19 protein-coding genes are annotated in these 15056 nt (G+C 33.8%); 14 read left to right on the top strand and 5 right to left on the bottom strand.

Annotated features, from left to right (window positions below; genetic code table 11):
• From MRBLBA3_RS10465 to srtB, 5 genes are all read left to right on the top strand, one after another.
• A partial coding sequence (locus MRBLBA3_RS10465; protein WP_363381143.1) for an NEAT domain-containing protein occupies window positions 1-1766 on the top strand: 1766 nt, incomplete at its 5' end.
• A gap of 69 nt (window positions 1767-1835) precedes the next feature.
• The gene (isdE, locus tag MRBLBA3_RS10460; RefSeq protein WP_044737610.1) at window positions 1836-2717 is read left to right on the top strand and encodes a heme ABC transporter substrate-binding protein IsdE; all 882 of its coding nucleotides are present in this window, start codon (window positions 1836-1838) and stop codon (window positions 2715-2717) included.
• 27 nt (window positions 2718-2744) lie between these two features.
• The gene (locus MRBLBA3_RS10455) at window positions 2745-3728 is read left to right on the top strand and encodes a FecCD family ABC transporter permease (protein ID WP_001036828.1); all 984 of its coding nucleotides are present in this window, start codon (window positions 2745-2747) and stop codon (window positions 3726-3728) included.
• Window positions 3718-4488 carry an ABC transporter ATP-binding protein gene (locus MRBLBA3_RS10450; protein WP_044737611.1) on the top strand — a complete coding sequence of 257 codons (771 nt, stop codon included), beginning with the start codon at window positions 3718-3720 and terminating at the stop codon, window positions 4486-4488. Before MRBLBA3_RS10455 ends, MRBLBA3_RS10450 begins: the two co-directional genes overlap by 11 nt.
• Before the next feature lie 31 nt (window positions 4489-4519).
• Window positions 4520-5284 (top strand): class B sortase, encoded by a 765-nt coding sequence (srtB, locus tag MRBLBA3_RS10445; RefSeq protein WP_212088106.1) that lies wholly within the window; start codon window positions 4520-4522, stop codon window positions 5282-5284.
• A 65-nt stretch (window positions 5285-5349) separates the two neighbouring features.
• On the opposite strand, the gene isdG is transcribed toward srtB, so the two are convergent.
• Complete coding sequence (isdG, locus tag MRBLBA3_RS10440) at window positions 5350-5673, bottom strand: heme oxygenase (RefSeq protein ID WP_000587825.1); 324 nt, start codon at window positions 5671-5673, stop codon at window positions 5350-5352.
• A gap of 298 nt (window positions 5674-5971) precedes the next feature.
• Between isdG and MRBLBA3_RS10435 the strand changes: the two genes are divergently transcribed.
• Entirely contained in the window at window positions 5972-7171 is a 1200-nt protein-coding gene (locus MRBLBA3_RS10435; RefSeq protein ID WP_001255949.1) for a class I SAM-dependent rRNA methyltransferase, read from the top strand.
• A 39-nt stretch (window positions 7172-7210) separates the two neighbouring features.
• Here the strand turns inward: MRBLBA3_RS10435 and MRBLBA3_RS10430 are convergent, their stop codons facing one another.
• Together MRBLBA3_RS10430 and MRBLBA3_RS10425 are read right to left on the bottom strand one after the other, a co-directional pair.
• A complete protein-coding gene (locus MRBLBA3_RS10430) occupies window positions 7211-7405 on the bottom strand; it encodes a YwbE family protein (protein WP_001014316.1) in 195 nt (64 codons plus the stop codon).
• Window positions 7406-7579 (bottom strand): hypothetical protein, encoded by a 174-nt coding sequence (locus tag MRBLBA3_RS10425; RefSeq protein WP_001293584.1) that lies wholly within the window; start codon window positions 7577-7579, stop codon window positions 7406-7408.
• A gap of 169 nt (window positions 7580-7748) precedes the next feature.
• Here MRBLBA3_RS10425 and MRBLBA3_RS10420 point away from each other — a divergent pair, with 169 nt between their 5' ends.
• The 7 genes from MRBLBA3_RS10420 to MRBLBA3_RS10390 all read left to right on the top strand — a co-directional run bounded on the left by MRBLBA3_RS10420 (window position 7749) and on the right by MRBLBA3_RS10390 (window position 12947).
• Entirely contained in the window at window positions 7749-8441 is a 693-nt protein-coding gene (locus MRBLBA3_RS10420) for a response regulator transcription factor (protein WP_044737614.1), read from the top strand.
• 1 nt (window position 8442) lies between these two features.
• Window positions 8443-9378, top strand: coding sequence for a HAMP domain-containing histidine kinase (locus tag MRBLBA3_RS10415; protein ID WP_044737615.1), 936 nt, complete (start codon window positions 8443-8445; stop codon window positions 9376-9378).
• Between the two features lie 125 nt (window positions 9379-9503).
• A complete protein-coding gene (locus tag MRBLBA3_RS10410; RefSeq protein WP_044737616.1) occupies window positions 9504-10427 on the top strand; it encodes an ABC transporter ATP-binding protein in 924 nt (307 codons plus the stop codon).
• Window positions 10420-10581 carry a hypothetical protein gene (locus MRBLBA3_RS10405; RefSeq protein ID WP_212088104.1) on the top strand — a complete coding sequence of 54 codons (162 nt, stop codon included), beginning with the start codon at window positions 10420-10422 and terminating at the stop codon, window positions 10579-10581. Before MRBLBA3_RS10410 ends, MRBLBA3_RS10405 begins: the two co-directional genes overlap by 8 nt.
• A 34-nt stretch (window positions 10582-10615) precedes the next feature.
• Window positions 10616-11320 (top strand): ABC transporter permease, encoded by a 705-nt coding sequence (locus MRBLBA3_RS10400; RefSeq protein ID WP_044737617.1) that lies wholly within the window; start codon window positions 10616-10618, stop codon window positions 11318-11320.
• Window positions 11321-11354: 34 nt separating this feature from the next.
• Entirely contained in the window at window positions 11355-12227 is an 873-nt protein-coding gene (locus MRBLBA3_RS10395; protein ID WP_044737618.1) for a DUF4097 family beta strand repeat-containing protein, read from the top strand.
• Window positions 12228-12251: 24 nt separating this feature from the next.
• Window positions 12252-12947 (top strand): ABC transporter permease, encoded by a 696-nt coding sequence (locus MRBLBA3_RS10390; protein ID WP_044737619.1) that lies wholly within the window; start codon window positions 12252-12254, stop codon window positions 12945-12947.
• Between the two features lie 61 nt (window positions 12948-13008).
• Here the strand turns inward: MRBLBA3_RS10390 and MRBLBA3_RS10385 are convergent, their stop codons facing one another.
• Window positions 13009-13341, bottom strand: a complete 333-nt coding sequence (locus MRBLBA3_RS10385; RefSeq protein WP_044737620.1) for a hypothetical protein — start codon at window positions 13339-13341, stop codon at window positions 13009-13011.
• A 134-nt stretch (window positions 13342-13475) separates the two neighbouring features.
• Window positions 13476-13979 (bottom strand): DinB family protein, encoded by a 504-nt coding sequence (locus MRBLBA3_RS10380; protein ID WP_044737621.1) that lies wholly within the window; start codon window positions 13977-13979, stop codon window positions 13476-13478.
• A 176-nt stretch (window positions 13980-14155) separates the two neighbouring features.
• Here MRBLBA3_RS10380 and MRBLBA3_RS10375 point away from each other — a divergent pair, with 176 nt between their 5' ends.
• On the top strand, window positions 14156-15052 hold the full coding sequence (locus tag MRBLBA3_RS10375) for a hypothetical protein (RefSeq protein ID WP_044737664.1): 897 nt from the start codon (window positions 14156-14158) through the stop codon (window positions 15050-15052).
• Window positions 15053-15056: the final 4 nt, after the last annotated feature.

Genomic DNA, 15056 nt, shown 5'->3' with positions numbered 1-15056 from the left:
CAGAAGTAGAGAAACCAGAAGTAGAGAAACCAGAAGTAGAGAAACCAGAAGTAGAAAAGCCAGATGGAAACAAGAATCCAGATGCTGACACAATGAAAGACGGCGAATACAGCATCAATTTTAAAACATTAAAAGATCAAACAGATGAAATATCAATGATGAACACATATACAAAAAGTCCAGGTGTGTTAAAAGTAAAAGATGGTAAGAAGTATGTATCATTTACGTTAACGAATAGCGCTTGGATTACAAAGTTTGAATTTGATAAAAATGGTTCGTTTGTTGATGCGAATGTATTAAGTGAAGATACGAAAGCTGATACACGTGTAGTCGAAGTGGAAGTAGCAGATTTATCGAAAAAATTAAATGCAAAAGTAAAAGTAGATATCGATTCAATGAATTATCACCATTTCTATGACATTCAATTTGTATTTGATAAAGGTAGCATTAAACCGTTAGACAACCAAGGTGGAAACGACAACCAAGGTGGAAACGATAACCAAGGCGGAAACAACAACCAAGGCGGAAACGACAACCAAGGCGGAAACGATAACCAAGGCGGAAACAACAACCAAGGCGGGAACAATAACCAAGGTAACAACACAACCATTGATCCAAAAGCCCTTAAAGATGGTGAATACAGCATTGGCTTTAAAGTTCTAAAAGATAAAACAGAAGAAATCTCAATGATGAACACATATACAAAGAGTCCAGCTGTACTAAAAGTGAAAGATGGTAAGAAGTATGTATCGTTTACATTAACGAATAGTGCATGGATTACAAAGTTTGAGTTTGAGAAGAATAGTTCTTTTGTTAATGCAAAAGTATTAAGTGAGAATAAAGAGCAAAATACAAAAGTAGTAGAGTTAGAAGTAGATGATTTATCTAAAAAATTAAACGCAAAAGTAAAAGTAGATATTGATGCGATGAATTATCACCATTTCTACGATGTTCAATTTGTATTTGATCAAGGTAGTATAAAAGTTTTAGGTAACCAAGGCGGAAACGACAACCAAGTTGGAAATGACAACCAAGGCGGAAACGACAACCAAGGCGGAAACGATAACCAAGGTGGAAACGACAATCAAGGCGAAAATAATCAACCAAAAGTAATAGTTGATCCAAAAAATTTAGTGGATGGTCAATATGATATTCCATTTAAAGTGTTAAAAGATAAAACAAATGAGCTTTCAAAGATGCATGACTATACTGTACATCCAGCAAAATTAATCGTTAAAGATGGTAAAAAGTACATTGAGATGACGTTGAAAAATAGTGCATGGATTACAAAATTCCAAACGGAAAATAACAGTCTTTTTGCTGATGCGAAAGTAGTAAGCGAAGATAAAAATGCAAATACGAGAGTAGTGCAATTTGAAGTAAGTGATTTATTTGCAAAATTAAATGCAAAAGTAAAAGTTGATATCGACGAAATGAACTACCATCATTTCTACGATGTCCAAATTCAATTTGATACAAAAAATATTGGTGCGTTAGGAACGATTAAAGAGGATCCAAAAAAAGATCCGAACAATGATCCGAACAATCCAGTGATTACACCGAAAGTAGATAATGTAAAAAAAGTAGATAATCCTGATTTTAACCGAAATGCAGATGATAAGAAGAAAAAAGAAGATCAAAAAAATGATTCGAAAAAAGAGAAAAACTCAAAAACGGCAGATACAGCACAACTAGGTTTATACATGGTGCTATTGCTTGGGTCACTTGCTTTACTAGTTCGTAAATATAGAGCAGGAAGATTGTAATTTTTGGAGTCTTGATGCATGTTCGCATGCATCAAGACTTGTTTCATATTGTTTGGAAAGGAGTGGTGATTGAGAGTGAAGAAAATTGCTAGTGTACTAATGGCTATCATTCTATTAGTGAGTATAGCTGGATGCTCGGCGCCCAAAAAAGAAGCAGCAAAACAGGTAAAGAGTGAGAGTAAAGAGAGAATTGTTGCAACGACAGTTGCTGTTACTGAAATTATGGATGCGTTAGAAGTAGATTTAGTTGGTGTTCCAACAAGTACGAAAGATTTACCAAAGAGATATAAAGGTTTACCTGAAGTCGGGAATCCGATGAGTCCTGATATGGAAAAGGTAAAATCATTAAAGCCGTCAGAAGTATTATCCGTGACAACACTTGAATATGAATTAAAGCCAGTTTTTGATGGTGTGGGCACGAAAGCAAACTTTTTAGATTTAACAAGCTTGAAAAATATGCAAAATTCCATTAGCGATTTAGGTAAGCAATATGGACGTGAAAAGCAGGCTGAAGCAGTTGTAACGAAGTTAGATAACAAGGTTGCAGAAATTAAAAAAGCAGTAAAGGGAAAGAAAGAACCGACAGTGCTTATTTTATTAGGTGTACCAGGGAGTTATTTAGTAGCAACAGAGCATTCTTATATTGGAGATTTAGTGAAACAACTAGGTGGTAAAAATATTGTGCAAGGTGAACAAGTAGAGTATTTAGCTTCTAATACAGAGTATTTAAAAAAAGCTGATCCAGATATTATTTTACGAGCAGCTCATGGTATGCCTGATGAAGTTGTGAAAATGTTTGATAAAGAATTTAAAACAAATGATATTTGGAAACATTTCGCTGCAGTTAAAAATAACCGTGTTTACGATTTAGAAGAGCGCTTATTTGGGACGACAGGTAATTTAGCAGCAATTGAAGCGTTAGATGAATTGAAAAAAATGATGTATCCGTGATGCATTTTAATATAAAGGAAGAGTGGAATGAATAAAAAAACTTGGAGTTTCCTCATTGTTACTGCATTGCTTATTGTTATGACATCATTGTCAGCGATGAAAGGGAGTTTAGAAATAGGTATTGTTGAGCTTGTGCAAGGGATATTTACAGGGGGGAATGAAGATGTTGAAGTGATTAAAGATTTACGTTTCCCACGTATTATTATTGCACTATTTACTGGAGCAGCTCTGGCCGTTTCAGGTGTGCTTTTTCAAGCTGTTATGAAAAATCCACTTGCTGATGCTGGGGTAATCGGGATATCTTCTGGAGCAAGTTTTATGACACTTGTTATTATTACGCTATTCCCGCAATTCTTTTTCTGGACACCAGTATTCGCCTTTTTAGGTGGTGCGTTTGCATGTTATCTCGTTTATGCATTTTCATGGAAGTCAGGGTTAAGTCCGCTTCGCATTATTTTAGTTGGTATAGCTATTAATGCAATGTTCACTGGATTAAATGAATCGTTCATTACGATTTGCGGATACTTCATTAAGAGTATTAAGCAAACGACGACTTCTAACATAACGATGAAGACGTGGGGCGATGTAGAAATAATGGTTACATATGGAACAATTGGTCTTATTCTTGCTCTGTTTGTAGGAGCTTGGTGTAACTTATTATCGCTACAAGATAAGACTGCGAAAAACTTAGGTTTGCACGTGACGAGAGTTCGTCTTATTATTTCTGCTATTGCAGTACTTTTAGCAGCAGTATCAACAGCAATTGCAGGTGTTATTGCTTTCGTAGGATTACTCGTTCCGCACATTTCAAGACAACTAGTCGGTTCGGATCATAAAGTATTAATTCCATTTTCTGCTCTTGCAGGAGCGTTATTAATTTTGACGGCGGATACGATTGGAAGGTTAATTGTGCCACCTAACGAAATTCCAGCAGCGACGATTATGGCAGTGATTGGTGGCCCATTCTTAATATTCTTGCTTAGAAAGAGTGATAAAGTTCATGGAAATTAAAAATGTAACCTTTTCGTATGATAATGTAACGGATCGATTAAAGTCGGTTAGTAGTGAAATAGAAATTGGTAAAATTACAACAATTATTGGTCCAAACGGTTGCGGGAAATCGACATTACTTGGCGTGATGTCAAGAAATCACGACCCTCGTAGCGGAGAGATAATACTCGATGGGAAGGTGATTAGTCAATATAAACCGAAAGAGTTTGCTAGAAAGTTAGCCGTTGTCCATCAACAAAATGAAGCACCGGCAGACATGACGGTAGAGAAATTAACAAGTTATGGTCGTATGCCTCATAAAAATATTTTTTCCTCGCAAACTGATGAAGATAGAGAAGCAATCGAAAGGGCTTTAGCATGTACGAATTTGCTAAGTAAACGTGATAAAGAGATTCACGCTTTATCTGGGGGAGAAAGACAACGGGTTTGGATTGCCATGACGTTAGCTCAGAAAACACCAATGCTCTTTTTAGATGAACCGACAACATATTTAGATATTTATTATCAACTTGAAATATTAGAGCTAGTAAAAGAGTTAAATGAAGTACATGGATTGACGATCGTTATGGTATTACATGATATCAATCAGGCGATTCGCTATAGTGATCATATCATCGTTATGAAAGACGGCGAAATTGTTACGAAAGGTAAGCCGAATGATGTTGTGACAGAAAGTATGATAAAGACGATATACGGTGTAGATGTCGTTGTAAAGCAAGATGAAGATACAGGGTTGTATATGGTCCCAATGGGTATTTAAATATGCGAACAATCCGTTTTGAGGTGATAATTTGAGTAGTAAAAAAGAACGGAAGAAGAATTCTTTTTTTCAACGAATACTTACAGTTGTTTTTTTAGGTACCTTTTTCTATTCAGTATATGAATTAGGTGATATTTTCATGGATTACTATGAAAATCGTAAAGTAATGGCCGAAGCACAAAACATTTATGAAAAGAGTCCGATGGAAGAGCAATCACAAGAAGGGGAAGTACGTAAACAGTTCAAAGCTCTGCAGCAAATTAACCAAGAAATAGTTGGATGGATTACGATGGACGATACACAAATTAATTATCCAATCGTTCAGGCGAAAGACAATGATTACTATTTATTTCGTAATTATAAAGGTGAAGATATGAGAGCAGGCAGCATTTTTATGGACTATCGTAATGATGTGAAATCTCAAAATCGAAATACTATTTTATATGGTCACCGTATGAAAGATGGTTCTATGTTTGGAAGTTTAAAGAAAATGTTAGATGAAGAGTTCTTCATGTCGCATCGTAAATTATATTACGATACATTATTTGAAGGATATGATCTTGAAGTGTTCTCGGTGTATACAACAACAACTGATTTTTATTACATTGAAACGGATTTTAGCAATGATACGGAATACACATCATTTTTGGAGAAAATTCAAGAAAAATCTCTGTACAAAACGGATACAAAATTGACAGCAAGTGATCAAATCGTAACACTTTCGACGTGTGACTATGCACTTGATCCGGAAGCAGGAAGGTTAGTCGTGCATGCGAAACTAGTAAAGAGACAGTAAAAAAAGTATAGAATATGAGAAGTGGTAACGCTTCTCATATTCTATACTTTAAAAAAGAAATATGTTTACTGTGCTGCAGCCATTGGCATACGTACAACTTCAACATTGTAGTAAGTGATTTTATTATCAAGAATATATTCTGGCATTCCGCCTTGATGTGAGTGAGCATCTTTAAATGCTGAGCTCTTCGTCCAACCCTGGAAATCTTCTTTTGCATTCCAGCGTGTGCTAATTGTTACTTCATCATAATCAACTGTATTTTGCGTTAAAAGAACTTCTAATCCTAAAAAGCCTGGCATCGTTTCGACTTGACCTACTTTATTAAAACGCTCAATTAATTTATGTCCATTTCCCTTTGTAATTTTAGCTGTGTTTGTAACAATAATCATGTTTTATTCCTCCTATAAATGTAGCCTTTATTTTCGAGAACTCATATACATTAAATGATAATGAAAATCATTATCATTGTCAATGGTAAATGTGAAACAAATAAGTTTTTTTATTATTTTGGACAGTAAGATTCCCGTTTCAAAATGTAGTAAATATGTGGCGGTTAAGTGAGAGAATGAGCTAGTTGTACTAGCAAAGCAATAATATGGTATAGTGAAACGAGGCTGTTTTTTAGCCTTGTTTTTTTATATGCTTCCTACTAATTAGAAAGCATTCAAATGGAAAGGAAGACATTACATGCGATCTGAAGTAACTATAAAAATAAAACCGAAATTTATAAAAGAAATTAAAAGTGGATATCCACTTATTTTAAAAGATGCTATTCAAAATTTAAATGATGTACGTGAAGAAGGGACAATCATCAAAGTAGTAGATGAGAAGAACCAATTCATCGGAAAAGGCTATTATGGAAGACAAAATAAAGGATATGGCTGGATTTTAACAAGAAAAGAGAAAGAGCAAATTAATCAACCTTTCTTTGAAAGTAAAATCAAATCTGCTTTACATAAACGAAAACATTTTTATAAATCAAATGATACAACAGCTTTTCGTGTCCTAAATGGTGAAGGTGATGGCCTTGGTGGTTTAATCATCGATTATTATGACGGTTATTACGTAATAAGTTGGTATAGTGAAGGGATTTATACTTTCCGCGATGAAATCGTAGAAGCACTTCAAAAAGTAGCGAACTTTAAAGGTATCTATGAGAAAAAGCGTTTTGATACGAAAGGGAAATACATTGAAGATGATGATTTTGTAGCAGGAGAGCGCGGTGAGTTCCCACTTATCGTAAAAGAAAACGGTGTAAACTTTGCTGTATATTTAAATGACGGGGCGATGGTTGGTGTATTTTTAGATCAGCGTAACGTTCGAAAACAAATTCGTGATAAATATGCACAAGGAAGAACTGTTTTAAATATGTTCTCTTATACAGGAGCGTTCTCTGTATTTGCAGCACTTGGCGGCGCAAGTAAAACAACAAGTGTTGACCTTGCCAATCGTAGTTTAAGTAAAACGATTGAGCAGTTCAGTGTAAATGAAATTGATTACGAAGCACAAGACATTATTGTAGAAGATGTATTTCTATATTTCAAATATGCAGCTAAGAAAAAGATGAAATTTGATATGGTGGTACTTGATCCTCCAAGTTTTGCACGCTCTAAAAAATATACATTTAGCGCAGCGAAAGACTATAAAAACTTATTAAAAGAAACAATCGCGATTACAGAAAATAACGGTATTATCGTTGCTTCTACAAATTGTAGCGCGTTCGATATGAAAAAGTTTAAAGGTTTTATCGATACAGCATTTAAAGAAATGAATGGCAAATATAAAATATTAGAAGAACATTCTTTACCAGAAGATTTCCGTACAATTGATCAGTTTAAAGAGGGAGACTATTTAAAAGTAGTTTTCATCGAGAAAATTAAAGGTTAATAAAGAAAAAGGAGCTCAAGTTTAAATGAGCTCCTTTTCTTATTGAACGATATTTTGCACTCTGCCAACTTGCCCATCCTGCAATCGTACTTTAATACCGTGCGGATGAGAGGGGGAGTTAGTTAGAATATCTTTTACAATTCCTCTTGTTAGCTTGCCTGTACGTTGATCTTGTTTTAATACAATATCAACTTCAAGACCTGATGAAATGTTAGATCGTTTTTGTCCGTTCATTTACACACCTGTACGTCTACGTTGGTTGTTTGTTTTCTTCGTTTGTTGGTTTTGTAATTTTTTTGTTGCTTGGCTTTGATTTGTATTATTTGAACCATTTCCATTTCCTTGCTTTTTCTTTGCAAGTTGTTCGCGCATTAAATCAGCTAAGCTTACTTTTTTGTTTTCTGACATGATAAGTCTCCTTTATATAAAGTTAATTATGAACAATAGTAGTGAATTTTATCATATCATTGTTAAGGAAGGAAGGGAAGTTGGTTTGAAAATTCATATAATTCTTTCCAGCATTCCTTCGTTACGATACAATTAAAATGTTAATGTTTGTAAAAAAGGGGATAGAAATATGTCACATCATATTTTATTAGTTGAAGATGACATCTCAATTCAAGAGATGGTTGAAACATATTTAGTAAAAGAAGGTTTTCAAGTTACAATCGCATCTGATGGACAAGAAGGCGTGAACACATATTTAAAAGGTTCATTTGATTTGATTATCCTCGATATTATGATGCCAAAGCTAGATGGCTTAGAGGTTGTGCGAATCATTCGAGAAAAAAGTGCCATTCCGATTTTAATGATGTCGGCAAAAGATACAGATGTTGATAAAGCTGTTGGATTAGGACTTGGAGCAGATGATTACATTTGTAAGCCGTTTTCTATGATTGAACTAGCTGCACGTGTAAAAGCGGGTATTCGGAGGTCTACAAAGTATTCAGCTGTGGAATCAAAAGATGAGGCCATTCAGATTGGTGATTTAATAATTGACCCAATTAATTTTACTGTGGAGAAAAAGGGAAGACAGCTTAAACTTACTTTAAAAGAATTTGAGATTTTAAAGCTATTCGTGAAGAATCAAAATCGTGTTTTTACGAAAGCACAAATATATACGCTTGTTTGGAATGAAGAATATTATGGTGATGATAATGTTATTAATGTTCATATGAGAAGATTACGTGAGAAAATTGAAAGTGATCCATCTAATCCAGAATATATTAAAACATTATGGGGCATCGGCTATAAGTTGGAAGTGATGTAGTATGGTTGTATTTTTAACAGTGGTGATTATTATATTGCTTATCGTTATTTACGTGCAATATAAAATTAGGAAAAATAGTAGTAGGAATTTACGCTACACGTATGAGAAGTTAAATCGAATTGTAAAAGAACAAACTGGTGAGAAGCTATTAATTATGACAGATGATCTAGAATTGCAAAAGTTATTAGTGGCGATTAATCATTTATTAGATGCAAAACAGAAAACGAATGCAGATCATGCGAAAGTAGAAATTTCGATGAGAAAAATGCTTTCAAATATTTCACATGATTTAAAGACGCCACTAACCGTTATTCTTGGATATACAGAAATGTTAAATAAAGATAAAACGATAACCAAAGAAGAACAGCAAATATTACTTGAAAAGGTGCATGTGAAAACACTAGAAGTAATGGAACTGATTCATAAGTTTTTTGATTTAGCAAAATTAGAATCTGGTGACAAAGCAATCGAGATGACAAAAGTAAATATGAATGAAGTTTGTCGCGAGAAGATTTTATCTTTTTATGATTTAGTGACGACGAAAGGGTTTCAAGTTCATATTGATATACCAGAAAGAAATATATATGCACTTGGAAATGTGGAAGTATTAGGCAGGGTATTGAATAATTTAATATCAAATGCGATTACATATGGAGACGATGGAAAGACACTTGGTATGACGTTAAGAGATGATGAAACGAGTGTGTATATAGATGTATGGGATACAGGAAAAGGAATTGATGAATCTCATATTGATAAAGTGTTTGAGCGTATGTACACACTTGAAGATTCCAGAAATAGATTGTACCAAGGGAGTGGTTTAGGGTTAACGATTACGAAAAGGCTTGTGGAAGCGATAGACGGAGAAATACATCTTTCTAGTAAGCCGTATGAAAAAACAATTTTTACAGTTGTATTAAAAAAGATGCTGTTTTAGCTTGTAGAGAAGTAGATTCTACAAGCTTTTTTTCAGCGTAAGGAATTTGTAAGGAACGGGTAAGAAAAAAGAGATTTCCGTTGTCTATTATAGAAGTATAAGGTAGTGCGAAAGGAGACAGTGACATGACATATATATTAAAAACGAATCAGTTAACGAAAGTGTTTAAAGGGAAAGAAGTTATTTCTAGCGTTAACATGCATGTGAAAAAGGGAGAGATATATGGTTTCTTAGGACCGAATGGTGCAGGTAAAACAACGATTATGAAAATGATCACAAATTTAATAAAACCGACGAGCGGTGATATTGAAATTTTTGGTGAGAAGTTAACGGATACATCTTATGAATTGTTAAAGCGCATGGGGACAATTATCGAATATCCAATCTTTTATGATAAATTAACGGCGAAGGAAAACCTAGAATTACATTGTGAATATATGGGGTATTACGATAAAAACGCAATTGATCATGCTTTACATTTAGTGAAACTGCACGGTATAGATGATAAAAAAGTAAAAGATTTTTCATTAGGGATGAAGCAAAGACTTGGTATTGCAAGGGCGATTATGACGAAGCCAGAATTACTCATCTTAGATGAGCCAATTAACGGTTTAGATCCAATTGGTATTAAAGAATTAAGAGACTTATTTAAAATGCTTTGCAAAGAATATGGTATTACGTTATTAGTCTCTAGTCATATTTTAGGCGAGATGGAACTAATGGCAGATACAATCGGTATGATTCAAAATGGAAAACTAATAAAAGAAGTTTCAATGAAGAGTATTAACGGAAAACAAACAGAGTACATTGAAATTACTGTTCCTGATGTGAAGCGTGCAGTTTATATTTTAGAAGATAAACTCGGTATAAAAAATTACAAAATAATGAGTGGAAATATGATTCGTGTGTATGATACGACAGCGTCTCAGCAAGCCATTTCAAAAGCACTCATTATGAACGATGTAGAAATTGAAAGTATTAATAAGAAACATAGTTCCTTAGAAGAGTATTTCTTAAATGTAATGGATGGAGAGGGCATTCATGCTTAATGGATTGTTAGTGAATCTAGTAAGTGGATTGATTGTAATGTTCATAAGTGGGATTTTATATTATAGAAAACCTGAGCGGAAATGGTTGTTAATTCTAATAGTAATAGGAATGTTCAGCGTAGTTACTGCTGGAATTAGAATGTTAGTAGCATAGAGATAGTTATGTCAGTAATGGAGGTGTGGTTTATATGTTTAAATTAATGAAACTTGAATGGAAGAAACATAAATTATCTAGTTACTTTAAAGGGGTAGCCATTTGTATTATAGCAATTTTTGCTGCAGTAAGTCTTATGGGGATGGGAGCAAAAGGTGAAGGAGATGCGGCGCTCACTGATTTCACAAAATATATGACTTTAGCAAACCTATTTATTAGGATTACATTTCTTATTTTTAGTGCGGTCATTTTATCACGTTTAGTAATTGATGAGTATAAGAATAAAACAATGCAACTATTGTTTATGTATCCACTACAAAGGAAAAAGTTAATGAGAGCGAAATTAACAATTGTTTTTAGTTTTTGTTTTGTGAGCATGATTATTGCTACTTTCACTATTAGTTTGCTCATATTTTTTATGAACCCAATGATGGAGCTGTTTGAAACACCTATGACGATGGGGGAAATAATAGCTACCGTTCCAGCTACTTTTATAAGTGCATTTATGATATCTGGTATTAGTTTAATTCCTTTATTTTTTGGGATGAGAAAGAAATCGGCACCGACAACGATTACTTCTGCAGTAATAATTGGGATGTTAGTGAACAGTAACGTTGGTCCTGGAAACGGTCAAGTAAGTATGTATGATTTTATATTTATCCCAATTGTACTCTGTTTATTAGGAATTTTTATTAGTTATCTATCGTATCGTAAAATTGATAAGATCGATGTAGCGTGAAGAAAGCATAAAACAACAACGAACTGGGGTATGCATGGTGAAAAAAATAATAGTAATTGTAATTTTATTTCTGACAATTGCTAGTGTGGTTTTTGGATTTAAGACATCTCAGGGGAAAGATTTTAAGAAAGAAAAGTCTTTTGAGATAAATCATATAAAAGAAATAGAAGTGGACAATGAAAACTGGGATGTTGAATTTAAAAGTACAGACGCTAATAAAATAGTAATTTCCGCTCAAGGTCAACGAGTAGATAAAGAGGTAGATCCTGTCGAAATAGAACATGAAGGAAATAAAGTTGTGATTAAGCAAAAACAAAAGGTGAACCAATTTTTTAATGGTTTTACGTTTCGGAAGAAAAATAGTATATCTATAGCTATTCCGAAGAAAGAAATAGATAAAATTACATTAAATAATAAATCGGGTGATGTGAAAATAAGCGATATAGAAGTGAAAAATATCGAGACAAAAAGTGAGTCTGGAGATGAAATGGTTGTAGGACTATCAGCGGAGAAAGGTGAATTCATATCGCAAAGTGGAGAGTTAGCTGTAAAAGATAGTTCAGTACAAGAATTAAATATAAAGTCTACGACTGGTGATAACTATATAACAAATGTAAGTAACTCAAATATGAACATCACTTCAACATCCGGTGAAGTATTATTGAAAGATATGACAGAAGGAAAATCGTTATTTGTAGAAACAAAATCAGGAGATATTGGCGTACGGTATAAAGGTGTTCCGACTTCTTTGAAACTTACGGCTAAAAGTAATTCGTCTGACGTAATGGTGAATGTAAAAGGACTTAAGAAAGATAAAAATACAGAAAAGATAAAAGCAGGAGCTATTGGTGATGCAAAAAACAAAGTGGAGATTTTAAGTAAAACAGGGGCGATTTATATCGATTAAAATGTAAATGAAAGGAGGACTATTATGCTACGTCTTATGAAGCTAGAATTGAAAAAGTTTAAGCTCGGATGGTATGTAAGGGGAGCGATTATTGCAAATATCGCTATACTGGCATTAATGATCTTTACGAGCATCGTTGCTCAAGTAGAAGGTGATCCGGAAATAAGGGATCCGCAGATGATGTTGTTAACGGCTAGTACATTAGTAAGAGCAACATTTATTATTTTTGGTAGTGTGTTAATCGCAAGGTTAATAATTAGTGAATATAAAAACAAAACAATACTACTTATGTTTTCTTATCCTATTAATCGGAGGAAAATGATGAGTAGTAAGTTGGCCATTATAGCGATAGTAACATTTATAACAGTTATTTTATCTAACATTTTAGTAGTAGGAGTTTTCTTTGGGATAGATAGCTATTTTTCAATTCTTCCTAATTCATTCACAATAGATCAATTGAAGCAAGAAGGGATAAACCTTGTTCCTTTAGCCATTGCAACTGCGGGAATAAGTTTAATCCCTCTATATTTCGGAATGCGTAAACGTTCGGTGCCAACTACAATCGTTTCATCTCTGATTGTTGTATCAATTGCAATTAATAATACTCCTATGTTTTCTACAGCAACTTTTCTTCCCCTTCAACTAGCACTTGCTGTAATTGGAGTTGCAATTGCATATTACGGAATTAAAAATATAGAGAAGGAAGATATAACTGTATGACAAGAATAAGAAAAAGAGTTGGCGTTACACCAACTCTTTTTTGTATATGTATGCTTCGTTACTACTCTGTAAATTTGGAGTGTTTGCTTAAATACGCTTGTACTCCTGGAGAAATGTTAAAGTTATTAGGACCTTTATATTCGATAGTAAACTCCCCATCTTCAATTGTTTCAAAGGCGATTGCATAGCTATCCATTTTAGAATCGTAAGAAGTATTTTTGACTTTTGCATCTAGATTAAAGTATTTTGTAATATACTCTTTTGATTCAGCAATTGCTGTTTGTTTTCCCCAAGGGGTACCATAACTTGTGAAATAAAGAGATACACCGATAACTCCAATGATAGAAGTTAGTAAGAGAGTTCTTATTGTTATTTTTTTGTTTTTTGTATTCAATTTAGTTCCCTCCAATTAATATGAATTTATCTTAACGTATTTTCTCATAAAATACCATTTAGTAGAAAATAGTTTCACATGAAACAAGTTACAGAAAAAGACAAGGTGCATAAACACCTTGTCTTTTTCTGTCGTTACATTTGGGGAGCTTCCATTCCAGTAGCAGCCCATTCTTCTTTTGCAGGACCATATACGCCAGGGACTGTTAAGCCAGCTTGTCGCATTAAAACCGTCATTTGTCCGCGATGATGATTTTGATGATTAATAAGTGTCATTAAAAATATAGAATTCGGCATAGGACGACCAAAGAAGTTATTAATAGTAGCTAAGTCTTCATCAGTCCACTCACTTTGAAGTGCTTCAATAAAAGCCGTATTCACTTTGCGATACCCATCTGCAATTGTTTTTGCTGAAGTTGGTACAGGATAATCTTTCGTTTCTCCTTCAAACTTAAGTCCTGTCCCTGATAGCATAACAGGAAGTGCTGTAACGATATGCCAAGCGACTCTCCCTAAAGTCCAGTGCCCAGGTGCAATTTCTTGTGATAAAGATTCATCGGTTAATGCATCGAGCATCTTCTGAGTAGACTCAGCCTCGTATGTCCATGATTGTAGAAAACCTTCAATAGTTTGGTACATTATTGTTATCCCCCCTACTTATGTTCATAGATTAAGTTCGTGGAGAAATGGCTAGTTTCCTTTATATTTTAATAAGGGTATTTAAAAGGTTTATATATAAATTTTATGATATTATTGAGTATATATGGAATTATATTGATTTAGTATATAGATTTTACAGCATCAAGGGGGATATTATGAAAAGATTGATTTTAGGAATCATAATTCTATTTTTAATGGCAGGATGTAGCAATGAGACTTATAAAAAGGCAATGGATCAGGGGAAATTAGCTTTAGCGAGTAAAGAATATGACACTGCACAAGCATCATTTGAATTGGCATTAGAAGAGAAAAAGAATGATAAAGAAGCAAAAGTATTAAAAGAACAAACTACTAAGATGATACGTGCAATAAAAGAGAAATCGAGTGGAAATATAGAACAAGCAATAGATTTGTTTCAAGAAGTAGAAAACATGAAAGAGGGTTCTACAACTCTTCAAAATCAAGCGAAAGAGCAAAAAGCTTTGCTCATGGAGAATAAAGAGTTAAAAAGTAAATATATAGGTCAATTGGAAAAGGCAGAGAAATTAAAGAATGATAAAAAGTATGAAGAGGCTAAAGTAATAGTAAATAAAATTATTGATGATACTGGTCAAAATGAACAATGGATTTCGGAAAATCACCAGGCCAAAGAGCTGAGTACGCAAATCGATGACATACTAACTCAACAGGCAGAAGCAAAGAAAAAAGAGGAAAAATTAAAAAATGAAAAGAAAAAAGAGGCTGATATTAGAAAGCTAGAGGGATCTTGGATGTCACAAGAAAGTACAGACAGACCAGTTGGTTTGGAAATAGAATTTAATAGTGAGAAAACAGGCGGAGAATTTATGGAACATAATATTTTTGGGAAAGGGACTACTATAGGGGATTTCCGGGTATTAAGTGTGAACAAAGGAATTATTTCTGTAGAGCTTGTATTTTTAGTGGGAGAAAGAAAGCAGAAAGCTGATTTGAAACTTGAGGAGAACACATTAACTGTACATCATGAGTTTATGGAGGGGAGTGAATCTGTGAAATTAGTGAGATCAGAGTAATTTA

It is taken from the genome of Bacillus sp. LBA3-1-1.1 (genome assembly GCF_040676495.1).
GTDB classification, from domain to species: domain Bacteria; phylum Bacillota; class Bacilli; order Bacillales; family Bacillaceae_G; genus Bacillus_A; species Bacillus_A nitratireducens.
The sequence above is the reverse complement of the archived record's forward strand: the minus strand, read 5'-3'. Positions and strand labels throughout refer to the sequence as shown.